Here is a 22,005-nt window from a genome sequence, read left to right on the forward strand (position 1 = left end):
CTGTTGGCATCTTTACCATTGGTTTGCAGTTTGACCATTTCGGCAAGAGTGCTAGAATCGGGTGCTTGTGCGGTATAAGCACCCACTTCTAGATCGGGTTGTCTAACGGCTCCTTGTCTGTATCCAACAGCAGTTGCAAAGCCATCGCCACTGCCTGTACTGGTTTTTCCTGATGAATTCTTGATGTTGGCTGCGCTATTGTAATCATAACCACCCAATGATTCTTTGTGTGAAAATAATAGGGTTTGTATCTTAAAATGATGCAATGATCCACCATTTATTAGTTTTGTTTTACTGGCTTTTAGCTGTCCAAATTGCATGCGCATACCATCCGAGTAAAACCATTGTCCGTAACGTTGGGCAAGCCTTTTCAAGAAATCAAAATTGGTTTCATTGTATTGTGGCATATAGTCCAGGTTGGGGTCGTAGGTAGGAATGATGGCTTCACGGTTGAAAAAATCTGTTGGGCCTTCGGCAAGTACTTTCTTAACAATGGTTTCGAGATCTTGTTCCATAAAAGTTCGAGATCTTTTCATATCATCGAGAAAAATCGTGTGACTTATTCCTGTTACGTGCAATCCCGCGGGGCAACCATGTAAATCAATCGATTCTAATGAGTTGATAACGCCTTTGGCCATTAGTTTGACTCCATTAAGACCTTTGAAGGTAAAAATTACTTCTCTCCCCAGATAATCCCGTATCGCTTGGGCTTGTGCGCTAGGTTCTATAATAGGTGAGGCGGTATATTGCCACACAAACGAAAAATGATGGTGGTCTGCCATCTTTTGTTCTAACTTCAAATCATAATAAACGACATTATGAGCGAAACCGCTAATATCTAAATGGACTTGTTCTACAAAGCTACTCATAGTGTTTGTAAATTAAGGATTGATTTAAATAATTAATAGTGTAATTATTTTTTTACAAACGTAACTTGTTTAATTCAAATTTGCAATACCCTCTTTTAGTGATATTTAAAGTTTTTTTTGACAAAGAAAAATTTTACCTTAATTATCTTAATAAAATTTTATCGCCTTACTTTCATATGGATAGCAATTCTGTAGTATACGCTACTCTGGCTGCTTCTTTCAAATAAAATTCATGGAACTCCCTTGGAAATAAAGATATAGTGAAGTAACCCTCCATGCTCACTACAGCAACAGAAGCAATAGAGTAATCTGAAAAAGTGTTTTTTAGTAAAAAAACATTCTTTTTCTTACATACACACCGCTAATTGTTAATTTTTTGTTAACATACACTACTATGCGATACAAGATACTCTCCTTTAGACATATATTTGTATAAGAAATTACTAGGTAAGTCATCTAATCAATCCCGATAGCGATCGGGACTACTATCAATCAAACGAAATCAAAAAAATCAAAAAAAATGGAAACTACAACCGAAAGAAACACAGCTGCTTTTACTCATTTGAGTACTTTTAGTCAATATATCATTCCGTTTGGGAATTATATTTTTCCAATTATCATTTGGACATCGAAAAAGGACCAATCAGAATTTGTAGATCGCAATGGTAAACAAGCTTTGAATTTTCAATTGAGTATTTTAATGTATTCTTTGGTATTCGCCATGATTGCCATTCCAGCATTTTTAGTTACTGTTTTGAGAAACATCTCTATCAATGATCTTATAAACAATAATGACATGATTTTTGAAAATTTTGATTTCGGAAACAGCATCGGAATTTTGACAGTAGGTGCCATAGCACTTTTCGGATTTGCTTGCATGAAAGTAACCGAATTCTTTTTGGTCATTTATGCTTCTATCAAAGCCGCTAACGGAGAAGAATACAGTTATCCTTTGACAATACCGTTTCTGAAATAAATAATATAATCAATATGTAGTTTCAATCATCAAAAAATCAATCATCTCCCGATAATTATCGGGACAAAAAATGAACTGTTTCATCAACAAATCAAATCAAATCAAATCAAGGAATTATGAACATTGAAAACACAAAAGCCCAGATGCGTAAAGGTGTTCTTGAGTTTTGTATCTTATCTGTCTTAAAAGAGAAAGATGCTTACACTTCAGAGATACTAGACACTTTGAAAAACGCTAAATTATTGGTCGTAGAGGGAACTATTTATCCGCTATTGACCCGATTGAAAAATGACGGATTACTCAACTACCGTTGGGAAGAGTCTACATCGGGGCCGCCAAGAAAATACTACGGACTGACCGAAATAGGACAAACTTTTTTAAACGAACTTAATGGCACTTGGACGGAATTGTCTGATGCTGTAAACTTAATAACCAACCAAAAACAATAGTCATGAACAAAACTGTAAATATAAACTTAGGCGGAATGTTCTTCCATATTGACGAAGATGCATACCAAAAATTAATCCGTTATTTTGACGCTATAAAACGCTCGTTATCTAAATCATCAGGACAAGAAGAAATCATCAAAGATATCGAGATGCGTGTTTCGGAATTATTGACTGAAAAACAAAAAACTGAAAAACACATAGTTACCATTAGAGAAGTAGACGAAGTTATTACTGTGATGGGACAACCCGAAGATTATATCATTGAGGAGGACAGTAATAATTTTAACACAAACAACGACTTTAGCGCTCCTAGAACCACAAAAAAATTATACCGTGACAAGGAAAATGGTTTGATTGGTGGAGTAGCAACCGGATTGGGACATTATTTTGGAATTGATGCTGTTTGGTTAAAAATTATGTTCTTGATATTTGTTTTTGCTGGATTTGGTACTGGGATTCTAGCTTACATTATTCTTTGGATTGTAACTCCCGAAGCGATAACTACCTCCGAAAAACTAGAAATGACTGGAGAACCGGTTACAATTTCTAACATTGAAAAAAAGGTTCGTGAGGAGTTTGAAAATGTTTCTGAAAAAATAAAAAATGCTGATTATGACAAATTTGGTAATCAAGTAAAAACAGGAGCTGAAAAATTAGGAAATAGTTTTGGAGATTTTATATCGACTGTTTTTAAAGTTTTCGCTAAGTTTTTGGGTGTGTTATTAATCATGTCGGGATTAGGTACACTAGCCGTTTTTACAATTGCTGCCTTAACATTAGGCTCTACTACCTTTACAGATATGCCCTTTCATCAATTCATTGAATCTGGGAATTTTACAGATTACCCTATTTGGTTTTTTGGACTTTTAGTGTTCTTGGGCGTGGGAATTCCGAGCTTCTTTATTATTCTTTTAGGATTCAAATTGGTATCTCCAACCCTAAATTCTATCGGTAACGTTCTAAAATATACTTTATTGGCACTTTGGATAATTGTTGTTGCCATTTTGATTTCTATTGGCATCAAACAAGCAACGGAATTTTCTATAGATGGAAGAATAGTTCAAAAAGAGACCTTCACTATAAAACCAACGGATACACTTTTGATTAAATTCAAGCACAATGATTATTTTGCAAAAGATGTGAATGACAGAAATGATTTTATGATTACGCAAGACTCCTTGAATAATGATATCATTTACTCTAATCAAGTAAGAATTAGAATAAAAAAAACAGACGAGAAGTTGCCTTACATTCAAATTGAAAAAGAAGCCAAAGGAAAATCATTACCAGACGCCAAAAAAAGAGCCGATGCCATAAAATACAGTTATAAAATTGTAGGCAACCAATTGATCTTTGATAACTATTTGATTACAGATTTAAAGAATAAATTTCGTGATCAAGAAATAGAAATCACTTTGTTTTTACCTAAAGGAACATTATTAAAACCAGACGATTCTATGAAGCGTTATGATTATACTGACAGTGATTTCTTTTTATGGCATCCTGACTCTAGTAATGATGTCTTTAGAGTAGAGGAGGACAAAATAAAATGTTTAAATTGTCCTAAAGATTACAATGATGATAGTGATGACAACGATGATGATGATAATGAAACCAACGTTACCATTAACGAAGATGGTGTTTCTATAGAAAATGACACGGTTATTAAAACCAAAAAGAATTTCAAGGAATTGAAAATCAACAAAGACGGTATCATTATTAAAACTGAATAGTCATGCTAAAAATCATCACATTAATCACGAAATTTATTGTTGTTACTTTAATAGCTTTGTTTTTAGGATCTTGTAATCGTATGGTAGGTTTGAAATCTATAGTTGGAAGCAGAAATGTTACCACCGAAAACAGAACCGTACAAGGTGATTTTAAAAGTGTATCGGTAAACAATGCCATAGACCTTGTTATTGAACAATCAGACAAAACGGAAATCATTGTGGAAGCCGATGATAATCTACAAAAAGAAATCACGACAACTGTAGCCAATGGAGTACTTGTAATTACTTGCAACTATAGCAACTTTGTCAATGTTGCCTCCAAAAAGGTAACGGTGAAAATGCCTGTTATCGAAGAACTGGAAGCTACCACTACCGCTACTATTAACAGTAAATCAATACTAAGAGGCAGTAATTTAAGCTTAGTTTCATCAAGTGCAGCCACTATTCATGCCGAAGTAGAATACGAAACGATTCAATTGACAAGCAGTAGTGCAAGCGATCAAACCATCAAAGGAAAAGCACTGCATCTGGAAACAGCTGCTTCTAGCGCAAGTGTAATAAACGCAACTGACTTACTAGCCAATGAAGTGGTAGCCAATTCCACTAGTGCAGCATCTATACAGGTTCATCCTATTGTAAGTCTAAAAGCAGAAGCTTCCAGCAGTGGAGAGATTGTCTATAACGGTACTCCAAAATCAATTCAAAAAGAAGAGAATTCTGGAGGTAGTGTTGATAAAGAGTAAGAGTTAAAAATTAAAAAGTATTTTAAGAAACATTCGTCATTGGCGGATGTTTTTTTTTGCGCTCTATTTACTGCATCCCTCAGCATAGAACCAAATTCTTCTAAACGACTAATTTTAAATTATCAATAAAAATAAACACTAAATCTTACACTTAAACTGTAACGAACAGACATACCCAACGTCTTACCATCCACTATCAATCAAAAACCAAAAGATACAAATGGAATTAATCATTAAAAACCTAGACAAGAAATACAGCAATGGCGTGCATGCTTTGAACGATGTTTCGCTTCATATTAAAAAAGGAATGTTTGGATTACTGGGGCCAAACGGTGCCGGAAAATCTTCATTAATGAGAACACTGGCTACTTTACAAGATGTTGACAGTGGTTCGGTAACCCTTGGAGACATTGATATTTTGAATAACAAGGAAGCAGTTCGCAAAGTTTTGGGGTATTTGCCTCAGGAATTTGGCGTGTATCCAAGAACCTCAGCCGTGGAACTTTTGGATCATTTAGCGCTATTAAAAGGATTTGATAAAAAATCAGACCGCAAACAAATTGTGGAGCAATTACTGACCAAAGTCAATCTTTGGGAACACCGAAAAAATGCGGTAAGCAGTTACAGTGGCGGGATGCGTCAGCGTTTTGGAATTGCACAATGCTTAATCGGGAACCCTCAATTGGTTATCGTAGATGAACCAACTGCGGGATTGGATCCTGGCGAAAGAAATCGTTTTTATAATATTTTGAGTGAAATTGGCGAAAACACCATTGTAATTCTTTCAACTCATATCGTGCAAGACGTTCGTGAACTTTGTACACAAATGGCCGTAATGAACCACGGAAAAGTATTATTTAGCGGCAATACTGATGATGCTCTACTGGAAGTAAAAGGTAAAGTTTGGGAGAAAAAAGTAACTAAACTAGAATTACCTGAATACCAAAAAGGCTACAAAGTGATTTCGAATAAATTGGTTGGAGGCCAGCCGTTGATCCACGTTTTTTCGGACACCCATTTGAATGATGGATTCAGTCCAGCAGAGGAAAATCTGGAAGATGTGTTTTTTGCTCAATTAAATGAATTAGTCTAACCTTTATTTTAAAACTATGTGGAAATTTATTCGATACGAATTAAAATATTGGTTGCGAACACCAATGATATGGATCTTTTTATTCATTAATACCCTAATCGTTTTTTTTGCGGTTGGATCAGAAAATGTTACCATTGGCGGGAGCATTGGCAACATACACAAAAACGCACCTTTTATTATTGAGCAATTCTACGGCATACTTTCGATGATTTGCTTGTTGATGACTACCGCTTTTATGAACGCCACGGCCAACCGCGATTTTCAAAGCGGGATGCATCAATTTATATTCTCCTCTCCTATCAAAAAAAGAGATTATTACTTCGGGAAATTCATTGGTGCGTCCATCGTTTCGGTCATTCCGTTGTTGGGAATTTCTCTTGGTGCCTTGATTGCTCCGGTATTAGCACCACTGTTTGATATGTGTCCAGCAGAAAGATTTGGCGAAATCATTTGGTCAGGGCATTTACAAGGCCTATTGGTTTTTGGGATTCCAAATGTGATTATCTCAGGCGTTTTACTTTTTGCCTTAGCCATTGTTTTTAGAAGCAACATTGTCTCTTTTATTGGAGCTATGCTTATTTTGGTATTCTATATAGTTTCGGCGGGATTCACCAAAGACATCCAAAAAGAATGGTTGGCTAATTTGTTGGATCCTTTTGGGATTCGTCCCTTTAAGATTATGACCAAATACGCCACTGTTGCCGAAAAAAATCTAAATGCGGTTACATTACACGGCGATTTATTGACCAATCGTCTGATATGGATAGCAATCAGTTTGGTCATTCTAGTTGCTGTGTATTTCAAGTTTTCTTTCAATACTAAAAAAGAAAAAGCCAAAAATACTAAAAAAGAAAAAGCAATTGAAACTCCTATAGTTGTTTCAAATAAGGTATTCGAACCAACAAAGGTCAATGTTTTTTCGATAAATACGTTTTGCAATTTGGTTAAATTTGAAACCAAAGCCATCATCAAAAACCCAACATTTATTATCATTGTTGCCATCGGAATGATTAATTTAATTGCAAGCCTTACGAGTTTTACCGGAAGTTACGGCACCGCTCAATATCCTGTTACTTACGATGTAATCGATACTATAAAAGGGGCTTTTGGTATTTTTATGATCGGATTTATTACTTTTTACACCGGCGTTTTGGTTTGGGCAGCACGTGATGCCAAGATCAATGAAATCCAAGATGCCACACCCATAAAAACGGCGGTTTTATTCTCCTCTAAATTGGTTGCCCTAATTATTGCTTTAGCCATTGTTTTGGCCTCGACGATAATCGTTGGAATTATGGCGCAAACAGCTTACGGCTATTACAATTACAAATTAGATGTCTATCTAAAATCAATACTGATAGTGTCTTTGTTGAGCTATTCTTTTATGGCGGTTATTTCCTTATTATTCCATTATCTAATCAACAACCGATATATCGCTTATTTTGCTTTCGTCACTTTTGTTATCGTCAATAGTTTCGTTTGGGGATTGCTCGAAATCAATAGCAATATGTTGAATTTTGGTAACACACCAAGTATCACCTACTCGGACATGAATGGATTTGGTCCTTTTATAGCCTCGCCCATTTGGTTCAATATTTACTGGGCATTGTTTTGCTTAATCTTATGTTTTGTCATTACCGCATTTTATATCCGTGGCAAAGAACAACAATTCAAATACCGATGGGTAAATGCAAAAGTGAATTTTGGAAAAAACAAAATTGCTTTAGCCATCAGCTTACTGGCATTTGCCCTTTGCAGTAGTTTTGTTTATTATAATACCAAAGTGCTAAACACCTACGATTCCTCAAAAGAGCAAGAGAACAAGCAAGTGGATTATGAGAAAAAATATAAGAAATTCGAACATGTAACACAACCTCGTTTTTATAAATTCAATTACACTATTGACCTCATGCCCGAAGAACGAAGCATGACCGCAAAAATAGAAGCTTGGGCAAAAAACAAATCGAATGTGCCTATACAAGAACTCCATTTTACGATGCCACAACTGTCGGATAGTTTAAAAATCAGTATTGCTGGAGCAAAATTAAAACTAAAAGATTCCCGTTTAAAGTATCAGATTTATACGTTAGACAACCCTTTATTGCCAAATGATTCCATCAAGATCAATATCGATTTATGGAAATTGACCCAAGGATTTGAAAACGAAGTTAGCTTTACACAACTGACACAAAACGGGACTTTCTTTAACAATTCCGACATATTACCTACTTTAGGATACAATAATAATATGGAGATTTCAGATAAAAACAAACGGATCAAACTGAAATTACCCAAGAGAGACAGAATGCCGAAACTGGACGAGAACAATCTTTCGGCTAGGGCCAATACGTACCTCGGAAATGATTCGGATTGGGTTGAAGTGAATACTACAATAAGTACCTCACCAGACCAAACTGCTATTGCTCCAGGTTCATTATTAAAAACTTGGGAAGCCAATGGAAGAAAGTATTTTAATTACAAATTGGATCAAAAATCATTGAACTTTTATTCCTTTATTTCTGCTAAATATGAAGTGGCCCGTAAAAAATGGAATGGCATCGATCTAGAAGTTTATTATGACAAACAACATGCCTATAATGTTCCGAATATGCTAAAAAGCATGCAGAAATCATTAGAATATTATACAAAAAACTTCGGGCCTTACTACCATAAACAATGCAGAATCATTGAGTTTCCAAGATACCAAAGTTTTGCACAAGCGTTCCCAGGCACTATGCCTTATAGCGAAGGCATGGGTTTTATTATTGATTTACGAGATGTAAAAAAAGAGGACATTGACCAAGTTTATTATGTCACAGCACACGAAATGGCACATCAATATTGGGCACATCAAGTTACGGGTGCCAATATGCAGGGAAGCGAAATGTTCAGCGAAGGTTTTGCACAATATTCTGCTTTGATGGTAATGGAAAAAGAATATGGAAAAGACAAAATGAAAAAGTTCTTGAAATATGAAATGGATCGTTATTTAAGAGGACGAAGCTCTGAGCTTGAGAAAGAACAGCCTTTGATGAAAACCGAACACCAACAATACATCCACTATCAAAAGGCAAGTGTGGTCATGTATTATTTAAAAGAAATGATTGGGGAGAAAAAAGTAAACCAAGCCTTGAAAAACTTGGTTGATACTTATGGTTATAAAAATCCGCCTTTCCCTACTTCGATAGATGCAGTGAATGAATTGCGAAAAGTAACTCCGGATAGTTTACAGTATTTGATTCCTGATATGTTCGAAAACATTACGTTATTTTCGAACCGAATGCTCGAAGCCAAATACAAAAAAGTGGGTTCTGAATATGAAGTCACTTTAAAAACAACTTCGGAAAAATTCAGATCTGATGCACTCGGAAAAGAAACCCAAATACCAGTGGCAGATTTTATAGATATTGCCGTTTTTGCAGAACCAAAAAAAGATGCCGACTTGGGTAAAGTTTTGGTTTACAAAAGACTGAAAATAACAAGAAAAGACAATGTTTATGTTTTCAAAACCAAAGAGAAACCTTTTGAAGCCGGTATCGATCCTTACAATTATTTGATCGATCGAATTCCAGACGACAATTTGAAGAAAACAGAAGACTAATTTTTAAAACATCCGTTTCTACACTTTAGAAACGGATATTTTTTTTTACTCCTAAAAACCAAAATTCTAATCGAATTATACAGCCCTTCCACAGCAAAAAAATATTTACTTAGAAAACAATTGAGTGTACTTACTCTTCAATGCATTTACATTATTAGCGTCCAGAGATTTATCAACCGTTACAACATTAGACTTAAACAACAATGCTACAACATTATTTTTACTCTCCTGGATTTCAAATTCTTTATTCAAAGACAAAAACTTAACATTTGCATAGTATATCATTCCGTCTGGATTTGTTTCAGATTGCAAATCAACATTAACACTTGTCATAAAACGAATTAAAATGATAGGCTGTCCCTCATCATTCAACAAACTCAAAGCATCATCATAAGAATTATCCGATTCAAATTTCAACCATTCTACTTGGTTAATCGAAATATAATTAGAACCAAAATCCACCTTCTGCGCAAAAGCAACGGAAAGCGAAGAAAGGAAAAACACTGCAAAAAAAACAATTTTAGATTTATTCATTATTCAAAATTTAATAAACAGACATATTTACTTTATACCATTACTAATCTACTGGTAACACAACACTTTTTATCAGTTATGATTTGTATGCGCTCGATTAGCAACCATTCAGTATCTAAAAAAGGCTGTCTCAACCGAGACAACCTTTTTAGTTTTTAATTAAGATTGATTAGAATTCATAACGAACTGTGAAATTCCAAGTTCTTCCAAACCCAAAATAGGCATTATTACCATCAGCTATTCCTTTATAAATTTTGTTATTACTTTCGTAAGTACCGTCGTTTAAATTAGAACTATTAACATAATCCGATTTTTTAATACTAGAATTAGATTCTGCAATGTACAATCTATTCAAGATGTTGTCCATATTAAAACGAAGATCTAACGCTTGTCTTCCTTTGTTCAAAAATAAACGATACGAAGCAAAAGCATCCATAACCGCAAAACTAGGAAGTTTAGTAGTTTCTTTATAAGCATCTACACCATAGAAAACAGGATCAAATTTTTCTAGATCGGCAGTAGAATAGAAATCATCAGAGTATTTTACGTTTGCTCCAAAAGTAAAATTGGCAAACAATTCATAAGCAGCTCCAATACCAGTCATTAATTGTGGTGCACCACCAACTTTAATACCATCTGTTAACAATACAGATCTATCAAAGGTTTGAGTTGTAGTATTAAAAGATTTGTATTCTGTATTAGTATCATATACACAATCTCCGTAAGAGAAGAATCCTTTTAGCACAAACTTTGAAAACAAAGGTGCTGTAAAATCAAATTCAACTCCCCTGTGTTCTCTGTTTATCCCAGAAGTGGTTCCAAAATTTCCAAGAGTTGGCGTATAATAAGGAATCTCTGCATTTTTATGTTTCGACAAATATACATTGGTATTGAAAGTAAAATACCTTGAACGAAAACCATATCCTATCTCATACGATTCAAATTTTTCGTTTACAATCTCTGGATTAATAAAATTATTCAATCCACTATAAGCGGTTACAAAAACAGGGGGTCTAGAAACAGTTCCCATATTCGCCCAAATATTTTGTTTATTGGTAATATTATAATTAACTCCCACCTTAGCACTGTACCCGTCAACTTCTTTAACTCCAGTAGATTCAGCTATAGGAGCTCCAAGAGGTTTATAATCTATACGCTCAATAAACTCACGATTGAAACCAGCTTGACCAAAAACATTTATTTTCCCTACGCTGTATTCTAGTTGACCGTAGGCATCTAAATACTTAACGATTGCATCATAGTTGTAATCTACAGAAACACCTTCGTTTTTTAAATCAAAAATATTGTAAGATGGTTTTGCTTCAAAAGTTTGACTGGTATAATTAGCCATATTATTTCTTTTAAAAGCATACCCGTCAGCACCGTAAAGGTTATTTACGTATTTTGTTTTATTCATTACAGAACTTCTTCCATCGACTCCTACATTAATAGTTAAGTTCTTGGTTAAATCCGACTTTAAATTCATGATACCTCCGTAAAAAGTACTATTATTTATTTCTGATACCAATGTAACACCTGTAGTATTGTCTATACCCTTAGAACCTACCCCTTCATTAAGTGAGTTAATAAACCCACCACTAGGCTGAGCATTTCTGGTATATTGTACTCCATAGTAACTTGCAGGAGTACCACTATTGTATTTTGAGATAAAATCAAGATCCATTTGACCATTATTATCCAAATAAAAACTTCCTCCTTCTATTCCTCCAGCAAGTAGAGTTTGTCCCTTAGTACCTGTTGATCCGTATAACTTGGTAGACAACTGAGTATCCTTAGTAAGATCCCAATTCCACTCTAATATCCCTAGAGGAGTGTGACCATAATTAGTGCTCGTACTTGATTTTTTTTCATTCAAATAGCCCCAATTAGGATTGTATTTTTGGTCAATATCGTTCGTATTATACCCTGGATAATTAGAAATAGCGATTCGAGAATTTCTCTGATTGTGCCATTGTGGAGCACCAAATACTTTTACTTGAAAATCATGCTTTCCTTTGGCAAAACCTAAAGCAACGAAATAAGAGAAAGCTTCGAAATTTGTAGAATTGATATAACCATCTCCCTTTGTACTAGACAACAATACGTTAGCCGAAAATCCATTCTTTAATCTTCCTGTAGAAAGAGATGCTGCTAATTTTGAGAAACCATCATTTCCGACAGTATTAAACACATAACCTCCTTTTTTAGCATCCGAATCTCTCAAAATTAAGTTCATGGTTCCCGCAACAGAAGAGTTACCCAATTTAGAAGCTCCCAATCCGCGTTGCAACTGAACTGAACTTACTGCATCATTGATTGACATTAATCCTGACCAGTCAACATTACCTGTTTCTACATCCGAAAGCGGAATACCATCAACCATCAAAGCCATGTTGTCTTGCTTATACCCACGAATAAACATATTCGATTCTGAAAAACTACCATTACTCTTAGAAGTATATACTCCAGGAATATTTGTTGTAACCTCAGCAAAATCCTTATTTCCAATACGTTCTTTCAATTCAAACCCTCTAATTGTAGAGGAAGCAATAGGTGTTTTTCTATCTTTTGCAATATCAATACTAGATGATTTTGCTTTCAAATCCTTAACAATTGATCCGCTTTCAATTAAATAGATCATACCCAAATCGATCGCAGAACCGTCCTTAACCGTAAACGGAATTCTTTTAATTACATAACCAAAAAAATTCACGACAATAGTTCCCGATTTAACATCTGCATTCAAAACAAAACTACCATCAAAATCAGTATAGTCTTTTTTTACAATTTCACGAGAAGATCCTTCCACAGTTACAAGCGCTCCTGGAAGATTCAACTTTTCTTTATTCTCTTTTACCACACCTGTAATTTTTACCTGAGATGATACTTTTGTACTATTTAACAAAACCATCAATAAGGCAAAACAAAAAATCATTTTTTTCATATTTCACTTTTAAATTTACAAGGCACAAAGTTTTGTTAATTATTCAATGAAAACAATTTTTATAGTAACGAAATTATCAATATGTATCAATTAACAGTCATTTATAAAGAAAAACATAACAAACGGCAAAAAAAGCACTTTCGGCAACAATGAAAAAAGTAAATTTTACATTTAATAAAAAAATAGCTAATTTTTTAAATTATTCATAAAAATAAAACCGTTACAAACTAAAAAAAAGCATATTTGACAAAGATAAAAGCATACCACTAAAGCTACAAAAGTTTATCAAAGCCAAAAAAACAAACAATCAACAAATAGACTTAAGTAAGAAATAGCCATTAATAAATACAAAAACATTATTTTATTTTTGACGAAAAAACATAAAAAACACTCCTCTTTATGATTTATTAACATTAAAAAAAGGTAATTTAAATTATAAAAACAGTTAAAACCAATAGCGTCTTAATTTTAAATATAAAGCCAATACTTACATCAACAATCCTTAAAACACCAACCTCTTCCTCTTAGAAAACGAATGTTTTTTTTATATTTGTAAAAACCCAAATTGAATAAAAATGAAATTACACTATGCAACATTGCTTTTCCTACTAGCAACTACCATTGCCATTGGTCAAAATAAAGAAAAAATAAAAGGCTCTAAAACCGTTACCGAAAAGCCAAAAGAAATTGGTGAATTCAGCGCCTTAGAAATTGAAGACAACCTAACTGTTTTCTTGGAAAAAGGGCCGAAAAACGAAATAAAAATTGAAGCCGATGAAAATCTACATGAAATAATTTCATTTGACCTAAAAGAAAAAACACTTCGTATTTACACCTCAAAAGAAGTAAGCGGTTTCAAAAAACTGACGGTATGGATTAAATATACGGATGATTTAAAATTGGTACTCGCCAAAAACACCAGTACCGTAAATGCAATAGAAGCCATACAACTGGATGACATTACGTTTTCGACATTTGATTTTGCTAAACTATATCTGAATGTGAATTCGAAAAATTTCACTTTAAAATCGGATGACAAAACCAAAATTGAGCTCAATCTAAAAGCCGAAAAAGCAAAAATTGAATTGAGCAAAAATGCACAAGTTAAAGCGTTAATCTCCACAGTTGATTTAGCTTTTGACCTGTATCAAAAATCGACTGCGATTATAGAAGGAGATGCCACTAATGCGATTATTCGCTTAGACAACAACACTACTTTTACAGGAAATAAATTCAATCTAAAAAATGCTGATGTTACTACCGAAGGGTATTCCGTTTGTACTATACTAGCCGAAACAAAACTCGTAATAGATGCTAGTGACACCTCTAAAATTTTCTTACTTGGAATCCCAAAAATTGAGGTCCGTAAATTTTTAGGAGAAGCGCAATTCATTAAGAAATTGAAGTAATCCCAAAGTTAGTTTTCAGTTTTCAGTCACAGTTTTCAGTTTTCTGCACAAAATAGATTGCAATGTTTACGACGGCTCTAGAAACTAAAATAGTTTCTACTTTTCCATAAAAAAAGTCCCAACTTAAAAAATTGGGACTTTTTTGACTTTATCTGTTTTCAAAAGATTAATTGGCGCATTTTTCTAATTGAATGTGCTCTATTGAAGCCAAATATCTTTCAGCGTCCAATGCCGCCATACAACCAGTTCCCGCAGCCGTAATCGCCTGACGGTACACATGATCTGCAGCATCTCCTGCTACAAAGACTCCATTTACATTCGTTTTGGATGTTCCTGGAGTGTTTACGATATAACCTGTTTCATCAAGTGTTATATACTCTTTAAAAATTTCAGTGTTGGGTTGGTGACCAATCGCAACAAAGAAACCAGTAGCTGGAATATCAAAAATTTCTCCAGTAGTTTTGTTTTTTGCTTTTACACCAGTTACCACTTGCTCATCTCCCAATACATCAACAGTATCGTGATTCATCAAGATGGTAATGTTTTCGGTTTTGCGAACACGATCTTCCATGATTTTGGAAGCTCTAAATTTTTCGCTACGCACCAGCATCGTTACTTTGGCACATAATTTAGACAAATAATGAGCCTCTTCACAAGCTGAATCCCCTGCTCCTACAATAACAACTTCTTGATTTCTATAAAAGAATCCGTCACAAACAGCACAAGCGGAAACTCCACCTCCCATTTTTAGATAATGTTGCTCTGATGGAATATTCAAATATTTAGCCGAAGCCCCTGTAGAGATAATCACGGTTTCACAATGCAATTCTATGGTATCATTAATCCAAACTTTATGAACATCCCCAGAGAAATCAACCTTTGTAGCCCAACCATCACGGATGTCTGCACCAAAACGTTTCGCTTGATTTTGTAATTGCTCCATCATTTCGGGACCAGTAACTCCATCAACATACCCTGGAAAATTTTCTACTTCATTGGTGGTAGTCAATTGACCTCCTGGTTGCATTCCTTGGTATAAAACAGGATTCATATTCGCTCTAGCAGCATATATGGCCGCAGTATAACCCGCTGGACCAGAACCTATAATAAGGCATTTTATTTTTTCTATTGTATTCGACATATTTTTTGTTTTTTGAATTGCAAATGTAACCTTTATTATAAAAAATTCACACCCTTATAAATCCAAAAAACTGATGCCGAAATAAATTTTATTTATTTCTCGAAAAATATTTTGATAAACAGAATTAAACCTTATCTTTGCACTCGAATTACGGGGTGTAGCGTAGCTCGGTTATCGCGCCTGCTTTGGGAGCAGGAGGCCGCAGGTTCGAATCCTGCCACCCCGACTTGAGAGGACAAAATGGATTTATTTCTATTTTGTCCTTTTTTATTTGCCATTAACTCGTTATCTATCAGGTAGATGTGTCTGGCAGCTTCATTTAGTCTACCAGTTCGAAGTGAACTATTTTCAAAATGAAATTTTTCGGGGAATATCGAACTTATAATCCTCCGTTTCCTCTCTATATCCGCGTTCTCATAAATAAAATCCAGTTCTAGAAGTGTTTCAATTCCTGCATTCAGTATCTGCGTAATGTCTAAATCATCGTGATTAAGCCCTCTTAATTTAGATTCCATTTTTTCCATCTTCTCGCTATAATCTGATTTCATATCCCTAAAATCCTCTGGCTCAATTTTTCTTGATGCCAACAGTTCTCTTATGTAGGACAATTTTTCTTCAAGTTCCTTAATTTGTTTTACCAATTGCTTTCTGTCATCGTATAAATAAGCAGTCTTACTATTCCAAGCTTGTTGTATGGCGGTTTTATACATATCCACCATTTCAGGACGTGGAATATATTTTTTAAGCTCGTTAACGAACTGTTCGTTTATGGCATCGGCTCTAAGTCTGAAATTACAACCTAAAAAGCAATGGTAATAGGAATAATGTTTTGTATGCCCTTTTGATATACTACCTGTTAATGTTTTAGCACATTTAGGACATATAAGGAACCCTCTTAAGGGTAGCATAGCATTGGAAGCTACCTTTAGCCCATATTGACCTCTTTTTCTACCGTCCAATACATCTTGCACCTCATAATAAAGTTCCTCTTGTATTAATGGCTCATGTTGTCCCTTTACAAAACGACTTTCATCATCTTTGTATTTTGGAATAAATATCTTCCCGCAGTAAACAGGATTGCGGATTGCAAACCAAAAAAGGCTTCGGGTGGATTTAAACCCTTTTGCTTTTGCCATTATATAGATTTGCTGCGTATTATATACCCCTTTTGCTATTTCTTCAAACGACCAACGTAATATACCTGCCTGTGGTTCCTGTATGGCTATGTGTTTCCTTCCGAGATCATCAATCTTATTTGCATAGCCAATTGGAGCTAAACCCATATAGCGACCTTCCTTTTTTGCTCTGCGCATACCGTGGATAACATTTAAAGCCCTGCGGTCATTCTCAACCTCAGGAGCAGCCAAATAGAAAGCTAACATCATTTTATTTTCAGGTATGGATAAATCCAAAGGCTGTTCTATTGCCTGCGGTTCTACACCTAATTTTCTTAAAGTGTTTATCATCTGATAGGCATCCCCCGCATTTCGACTGAACCTGTCCCACTTTAGAAACAAAACTAAATCGCTTTTTCCTTTCTTTACCCGAAGTTCTGCTAAGTAGGCTTTCCATTCAGGTCTGATAAAAGTCTTGGCGGAATGGTCTTCAAAGATTACTTTTCGAATTGAGATAGCATTGATATCGCAATACTTGCGCAGGAGTTCTTCCTGACTGCGCTGCGAGTATCCTTTTTCGGCCTGTTCATCGGTACTTACCCGTATATATAAATCGGCTACTTTCATGATTTTAAATTTTGGTTAAAGCTATTTACCTGTCACTTCTGTGTTGGTAAATTTACATTTTTATGTTCATTTAAATACGTATCTACCACTATTTCAGCCATTTCATATAGAATATCCAAGATGTTTTTTGCATCTTCAATATCTACATCAATACCATCCTTTTTTAATAATTCCATAGCCTTTTGTGGTGTTATTTTTTCAATCTTTTCATTTCCCATCTTGCACCTCCCTCTTTTAAATAGCAAAAGACCGCTTTAACGGTCTTTTGCTAATTCTACATTAAATCACTCTTCTTCACAAAGATAGGAAGCAATTTTTTTAAAATGACAGGTAAAATTTACTTATCAAAATACTATAACTTCCTGCTTTTTACAAAGGTAAGATGTATTTTAATTATAGTCATGGACATAATATGTCCATCATAGGAGACGCTAGTTTATGAAGATCTGTATTAAGAATTTTTGTTTTCAGGAATATCATTTTTATCTTCCTTCAAGAAACAGTTCCCTTGACCTGTCCAAAAACGCTGCTTCATCAATAGGTAATAACTCAATTGCAATTTCCAATATATGTGTAATATGGATTTTTGAAAATACAACGGCATCACTATCAAAGCCATCTTCAATGGCACTCACGCAAAGTTTCATCAGATCAGATATTATAAACATTAAGTGTTTGTAGTCATAGACAGTGAACGAGGCGGTATAAGCGCCCTTTTCATGTTTAGCAGGTTTAATGTTCTAAAAAGCGTACTTGCCAGTTCCTGCAATTCCTGTGTGTTTTTTATTTCAGTCGTTTCCATAGCTATTCTTTTTCAGTAGTTAGTTTATTTACGTCCTGCGGATCTATAATAAGCATTTGATGCATTTCATCCAAGAACTCAATTTCATCGAGAGGAAGCAACTGAGCAACGATTTCTAATACGACCCCAACATTAATAGATGTATTTTTGACAGTATTTGAAATTTCAGGCGCTTCTTGGTCTAGTGCCAGAATACATAATTTCAGCATGTTTGAAATGACATAAGCAAGTTCGCAATAATCTGAGACTCTGATTTCAGCAGTGTACATATCAGTTTTATTTGTAACAGGCTTTAGTGTTTTGAAATACCGAACGCTTGATTCTCTAATATCCTCTAAGTTTTTAATTTCATTTGTTTCCATAGCCTTCAATTATTAATATTCATTTTTTCAATACGCTCTAATTCCTGACGTCCAAGTTCGTTTGCTCTTACTTGAAATTCCTTGCAACGCTTTGATAATATTTGCACATCTGGATAATATACTGCATCAATCTCATTATATCTTACCAAGTTTGGGCGATAACATAGTATTTGAAAAAGTTCTTTCTCATGTTCGGTATTGCGTGGAAATATTTCTAAGGTCAGTGTCGTGAAATTATCGCAAAGATTAATCAGGTATTCTACAGAATAGTGATTTGGGCAATAGCCCAAAATGGAATTTATAAGCCCAAGACAGATATGTTCGACAGCTTGGTTTAATAAGACTATACTCACCATCGTTTCGCCTTTCTTTCCTATGGCTGCATGGGCTTCCAAAAATAAGAATGCAGACTTTTGACGGTATCCCAAGTAGATACGGCTATTGACTAAATTACGTTGTGGACGAATTTCAAGGTTTACATAGGATAGAATCTCTTGCTTTTGATAAACCAATCGTTCGGGTATCAAAGTCTGATAAAAAAAATAATGCTGGTTTGCTTCTATTTCTTTTAAGGAAGCCGTTTTATGAAGTAGCAGCGTAACTGTTGTATTACTGTTCGTTTTATCTCTTATCAGTTCACTAAGTTTTCTAACAGCTTTCTTTTTTTGCTTTTCAGTCAGAACAATAAGATAGAAGTGATTGTATTCATTTTGGCTTTCGTTTTTAATAAAAACTCCTGTACTATTGGGCTTTGACGAATTGCGATACCCAAAACAATAGATAGCATCTGTTTTGCAATTTTCATTTATTATCAGACTTATTTCTGCCAATGTCTTATTAATGTTATCTGGAAAGTCAAGTATCGAATTGATTTCCGCGACAGGAATTCTAATCTCCTGATTGTCATCAGGTATGCCTAATTTTTCTTTGCAACGAGCTATACTCTGTTGAAACAATCTTGCAATTTCTTTTTCGACATAATCCACTTTTGCTGATACAGCTTTTAAAGTTTCCTCACTGATTGGTTCTATTTCCGCATTACATTGGATTGCCCCACGAGCGTTTTCCAGTTGTTCCAAAATAAACCATTCTTCTTCTTTTTCGGGGTCAAATGCATTACCTACTGAGCTGGAAAACATTCTCAGATGTTTTAGCTGCATCTCAAGGCTATGCTCGACTATCCACTCTCCAGTGAGAAACCAAGAAACACTTATGAAAAGTGAACGTAGTTGTTGATACATTGTGTAAACTGCCATTGTTGAATTTTCACATCTTAGATGAAATTTTAAATCTCTTCCAATAATCCCGCTCTCTTTAAAATGGAGATAAAATGTTTCTTTCGTTTTCTTTATAAGACGTTTGCCGTTTATTTTTTTAAGAAGTACAACACTATTGTTATCATCGTAACTATAAACCAGTTCATGTTCACTACAGTGCATAACAAAAAAAGTATTTCCTTCACTGAGTTCCTCCTTTACCCATTCAGCATTATAAACACGAAATGAAAATTCAGGATAAGCTTCAAAAATTTTCCACGAGTACTCGTAAATATCATCCCAATAATGCGGACTGTTTTTACTAATAATAATGGTAATTATGCCTAAGTTGACTTTCTCTTCAAGGTGCTCTGAGAAATAGATGGAGTCTGTCTCAATAAACCCGATTAGGATTTCAACTACTTTTTCAACCTGCAATTGTAATGGGTGGTTTTTCTGAATTAAAATATTATGATACATATCTTATATTTTTAATGTGTGAATCTTAAATACTTAAACTATATCCTGACTTTGGATGCGCTCCAATTCTTTTCTGACAATTACATCAGCATGGTCAATAAACTCGTTACATCTTGTTTGAAGTAAATCCATGTCTTGATAGTCAACATTGTCATCTCCACTATAGCGTAAAGTCCATGTAGATTGACTGAGAATCTTAAACAGTTGCATGTCCTGTTCTGTACGACGTGGAAAATACTCGCCCGTTTGAGGACTAAAATGCTTGCAGATATCTAGAAGATATGACAGCGAGAAATGATTAGGAGTGTACCCTAAAAACAAACGAATCAGTGCAAGGCAGGTCTGCTCAACAGCATGATGCAGTATTACACCTTTTAGTGGAGAATAGGGAGACCAGTCATAATCGGACTGCCATTCGGATATCGTATTGACAATTACATTTCTATTCCGTAGATAATTCTTTGCAGATTTTAAGTTTCGCTTTGGTTGCTCTTCGAAATTTAAAGCGGGTGATGCTTCTTTATTTTGATACAGAAGTTGTCCATCTTGCAACACTTTCCAGAAAAAATACTGCTGGTCAGACTGTTTTGTTTTTAATTCAGTGACATTATGAATAAGTAGCGTGGCAGTACATCTTCCTTTGGTTTTGCTTTTGATGATATCAGCAAGGTCATGTACTGCATTTTCCTTATGTTCTTCTTCCAATACAAGAAGATAAAAATGAGTGGACATATTTTTATTTTCTTCCTTGTGGAAAAAGGCACTGTTTTGGGACGGCATACTTTCGCTCTTGCCGAAGCAGTAGATTGCACTTGTTTTTATATAGGAAGTAATTATACCGCTGATTTTATTTTCGTTATCAATAGTAACAACTTCTGTAGCTGTTTCATTGACTAACGGCTCTTCAAACGTGCTTAGTTTTTCCTCACAATAAGATAACTGTTCTTTATATACTTTTTTGACTTCCTTATACATTCGTTGCATTTTTTTATGTGCAATAGTCACCGACTCTTTTTTGATTTTCATTTTACCATAGTACGGAAAGTCCCTGTATGCTTTATGCAGCAATTCCGCAATCTGAATATCCTGATTGTTATTACGATCAAAAAGGTTGGCAAATAATGGCGCAAATTCCTTTATGCCTTCCTGTTGGTTAAATATATTGGAATTTAATTGCAGTTTTCCCATCACCAATTCCCTTGAAATCCCAAACAGAAGGCTAATTGTTTGATGAATCGTATACAGTGCTAGCTGATGGTTGTTTGTTCCTATATAATGTTGTGCACCTCTTTGCAATGCCTCAGTCTTGCTGATATGTCCATTAATTTTTTTTATTGCTTTTTCTAAAAGATCTTTTGCTTTTGGTATTTCATCTTTTATCTTGACCTCGAATTCCTCATTTTTAAATAAGCGCACTCCTGCCAGATACCATTTAATATAATAGAGATTACCATGTTTTATATAGTCAATCAAATCTCTTATATTAATAATGCGGTAAGTGATTTCTAAATATCTTTCGAAAATTTTATCTGCCCAATCACACATTTCACATGCTATCTGGTCGCTATCTTCTTCCAAGATTATTGTCAGTATATAACCTGACCTACCCGCTGTATTTGCCTCATGTAAGGAAACTGCGGTAATGTCCATAAAAACACGAAGGTCTGAGATTGCAGCCTCCAATTCTTTTTGCTGTGGAAAATCAATTGTATTCATAATTTTATTTTTTAAGTGAAACATCCCTGAAAAATTTGTATTTTTGTTTAATACACAGCAAGTAAGTGAGATAGAGCACCGTACCGAACTATTGGGAATTGTATCTTACCAAAACATACTTGTTTTTTACCAAAACATTTTTTTTGAAAGAATTT

General features: G+C 34.6%; 17 protein-coding genes, 1 tRNA gene and 1 pseudogene. 8 read left to right on the plus strand and 11 right to left on the minus strand.

The window, feature by feature from the left end; translation table 11 throughout:
* Positions 1–869: contractile injection system protein, VgrG/Pvc8 family (locus FNW52_RS19390; RefSeq protein ID WP_185966043.1), on the minus strand; the 869-nt coding region annotated here is incomplete at its 3' end.
* Between the two features lie 520 nt (positions 870–1,389).
* Here FNW52_RS19390 and FNW52_RS19395 point away from each other — a divergent pair.
* From FNW52_RS19395 to FNW52_RS19420, 6 genes are all read left to right on the plus strand, one after another.
* Positions 1,390–1,845 carry a DUF4870 domain-containing protein gene (locus FNW52_RS19395; protein ID WP_143379127.1) on the plus strand — a complete coding sequence of 152 codons (456 nt, stop codon included), beginning with the start codon at positions 1,390–1,392 and terminating at the stop codon, positions 1,843–1,845.
* A gap of 116 nt (positions 1,846–1,961) precedes the next feature.
* Positions 1,962–2,294 (plus strand): PadR family transcriptional regulator, encoded by a 333-nt coding sequence (locus FNW52_RS19400; RefSeq protein WP_091205948.1) that lies wholly within the window; start codon positions 1,962–1,964, stop codon positions 2,292–2,294.
* A 2-nt stretch (positions 2,295–2,296) separates the two neighbouring features.
* Entirely contained in the window at positions 2,297–4,027 is a 1,731-nt protein-coding gene (locus FNW52_RS19405; RefSeq protein WP_143379128.1) for a PspC domain-containing protein, read from the plus strand.
* Between the two features lie 2 nt (positions 4,028–4,029).
* A complete protein-coding gene (locus FNW52_RS19410; RefSeq protein WP_143379129.1) occupies positions 4,030–4,770 on the plus strand; it encodes a head GIN domain-containing protein in 741 nt (246 codons plus the stop codon).
* 220 nt (positions 4,771–4,990) lie between these two features.
* Positions 4,991–5,863 carry an ABC transporter ATP-binding protein gene (locus tag FNW52_RS19415; RefSeq protein ID WP_143379130.1) on the plus strand — a complete coding sequence of 291 codons (873 nt, stop codon included), beginning with the start codon at positions 4,991–4,993 and terminating at the stop codon, positions 5,861–5,863.
* 16 nt (positions 5,864–5,879) lie between these two features.
* A complete protein-coding gene (locus FNW52_RS19420; RefSeq protein WP_143379131.1) occupies positions 5,880–9,464 on the plus strand; it encodes a M1 family aminopeptidase in 3,585 nt (1,194 codons plus the stop codon).
* Between the two features lie 105 nt (positions 9,465–9,569).
* On the opposite strand, the gene FNW52_RS19425 is transcribed toward FNW52_RS19420, so the two are convergent.
* Positions 9,570–9,998, minus strand: a complete 429-nt coding sequence (locus FNW52_RS19425; RefSeq protein ID WP_143379132.1) for a hypothetical protein — start codon at positions 9,996–9,998, stop codon at positions 9,570–9,572.
* Positions 9,999–10,167: 169 nt separating this feature from the next.
* Complete coding sequence (locus FNW52_RS19430; RefSeq protein WP_143379133.1) at positions 10,168–12,942, minus strand: TonB-dependent receptor domain-containing protein; 2,775 nt, start codon at positions 12,940–12,942, stop codon at positions 10,168–10,170.
* Between the two features lie 575 nt (positions 12,943–13,517).
* Between FNW52_RS19430 and FNW52_RS19435 the strand changes: the two genes are divergently transcribed.
* Positions 13,518–14,351 (plus strand): GIN domain-containing protein, encoded by an 834-nt coding sequence (locus FNW52_RS19435; protein ID WP_143379134.1) that lies wholly within the window; start codon positions 13,518–13,520, stop codon positions 14,349–14,351.
* Between the two features lie 166 nt (positions 14,352–14,517).
* Here the strand turns inward: FNW52_RS19435 and trxB are convergent, their stop codons facing one another.
* Positions 14,518–15,492 (minus strand): thioredoxin-disulfide reductase, encoded by a 975-nt coding sequence (gene trxB, locus FNW52_RS19440; RefSeq protein ID WP_143379135.1) that lies wholly within the window; start codon positions 15,490–15,492, stop codon positions 14,518–14,520.
* A 151-nt stretch (positions 15,493–15,643) separates the two neighbouring features.
* On the opposite strand from trxB, the gene FNW52_RS19445 reads away from it, so the two are divergent.
* Positions 15,644–15,718: transfer RNA gene (locus FNW52_RS19445), tRNA-Pro, on the plus strand.
* 733 nt (positions 15,719–16,451) lie between these two features.
* Here the strand turns inward: FNW52_RS19445 and FNW52_RS21215 are convergent.
* The 7 genes and pseudogenes from FNW52_RS21215 to FNW52_RS19470 all read right to left on the minus strand — a co-directional run.
* Positions 16,452–17,234 (minus strand): annotated as a pseudogene (locus FNW52_RS21215) (recombinase family protein); the annotation flags it as partial.
* Between the two features lie 32 nt (positions 17,235–17,266).
* Entirely contained in the window at positions 17,267–17,452 is a 186-nt protein-coding gene (locus FNW52_RS19455; RefSeq protein ID WP_143379136.1) for a DUF2624 family protein, read from the minus strand.
* A gap of 264 nt (positions 17,453–17,716) precedes the next feature.
* Positions 17,717–17,902 (minus strand): hypothetical protein, encoded by a 186-nt coding sequence (locus FNW52_RS20920; protein ID WP_221933417.1) that lies wholly within the window; start codon positions 17,900–17,902, stop codon positions 17,717–17,719.
* Positions 17,902–18,036, minus strand: a complete 135-nt coding sequence (locus tag FNW52_RS21220; RefSeq protein WP_255515660.1) for a hypothetical protein — start codon at positions 18,034–18,036, stop codon at positions 17,902–17,904. The genes FNW52_RS20920 and FNW52_RS21220 overlap by 1 nt, the downstream gene beginning before the upstream one ends.
* 2 nt (positions 18,037–18,038) lie before the next feature.
* On the minus strand, positions 18,039–18,398 hold the full coding sequence (locus FNW52_RS19460; RefSeq protein WP_143379137.1) for a hypothetical protein: 360 nt from the start codon (positions 18,396–18,398) through the stop codon (positions 18,039–18,041).
* A 5-nt stretch (positions 18,399–18,403) separates the two neighbouring features.
* Positions 18,404–20,134, minus strand: coding sequence for a hypothetical protein (locus FNW52_RS19465; RefSeq protein WP_143379138.1), 1,731 nt, complete (start codon positions 20,132–20,134; stop codon positions 18,404–18,406).
* Positions 20,135–20,167: 33 nt separating this feature from the next.
* Positions 20,168–21,850 (minus strand): hypothetical protein, encoded by a 1,683-nt coding sequence (locus FNW52_RS19470; RefSeq protein ID WP_143379139.1) that lies wholly within the window; start codon positions 21,848–21,850, stop codon positions 20,168–20,170.
* Between the last annotated feature and the right edge of the window lie 155 nt (positions 21,851–22,005).

Source organism: Flavobacterium sp. ZT3R18 (assembly GCF_007097385.1).
GTDB lineage: Bacteria > Bacteroidota > Bacteroidia > Flavobacteriales > Flavobacteriaceae > Flavobacterium.

Bases quoted from the DNA above. Each gene is read 5' to 3' on its own strand.
- FNW52_RS19395 (WP_143379127.1), top strand. From the start codon at position 1,390: ATGGAAACTACAACCGAAAGAAACACAGCTGCTTTTACTCATTTGAGT.
- FNW52_RS19400 (WP_091205948.1), top strand. From the start codon at position 1,962: ATGAACATTGAAAACACAAAAGCCCAGATGCGTAAAGGTGTTCTTGAG.
- FNW52_RS19405 (WP_143379128.1), top strand. From the start codon at position 2,297: ATGAACAAAACTGTAAATATAAACTTAGGCGGAATGTTCTTCCATATT.
- FNW52_RS19410 (WP_143379129.1), top strand. From the start codon at position 4,030: ATGCTAAAAATCATCACATTAATCACGAAATTTATTGTTGTTACTTTA.
- FNW52_RS19415 (WP_143379130.1), top strand. From the start codon at position 4,991: ATGGAATTAATCATTAAAAACCTAGACAAGAAATACAGCAATGGCGTG.
- FNW52_RS19420 (WP_143379131.1), top strand. From the start codon at position 5,880: ATGTGGAAATTTATTCGATACGAATTAAAATATTGGTTGCGAACACCA.
- FNW52_RS19425 (WP_143379132.1), bottom strand. From the start codon at position 9,998: ATGAATAAATCTAAAATTGTTTTTTTTGCAGTGTTTTTCCTTTCTTCG.
- FNW52_RS19430 (WP_143379133.1), bottom strand. From the start codon at position 12,942: ATGAAAAAAATGATTTTTTGTTTTGCCTTATTGATGGTTTTGTTAAAT.
- FNW52_RS19435 (WP_143379134.1), top strand. From the start codon at position 13,518: ATGAAATTACACTATGCAACATTGCTTTTCCTACTAGCAACTACCATT.
- trxB (WP_143379135.1), bottom strand. From the start codon at position 15,492: ATGTCGAATACAATAGAAAAAATAAAATGCCTTATTATAGGTTCTGGT.
- FNW52_RS19455 (WP_143379136.1), bottom strand. From the start codon at position 17,452: ATGGGAAATGAAAAGATTGAAAAAATAACACCACAAAAGGCTATGGAA.
- FNW52_RS20920 (WP_221933417.1), bottom strand. From the start codon at position 17,902: ATGTTTATAATATCTGATCTGATGAAACTTTGCGTGAGTGCCATTGAA.
- FNW52_RS21220 (WP_255515660.1), bottom strand. From the start codon at position 18,036: ATGGAAACGACTGAAATAAAAAACACACAGGAATTGCAGGAACTGGCA.
- FNW52_RS19460 (WP_143379137.1), bottom strand. From the start codon at position 18,398: ATGGAAACAAATGAAATTAAAAACTTAGAGGATATTAGAGAATCAAGC.
- FNW52_RS19465 (WP_143379138.1), bottom strand. From the start codon at position 20,134: ATGTATCATAATATTTTAATTCAGAAAAACCACCCATTACAATTGCAG.
- FNW52_RS19470 (WP_143379139.1), bottom strand. From the start codon at position 21,850: ATGAATACAATTGATTTTCCACAGCAAAAAGAATTGGAGGCTGCAATC.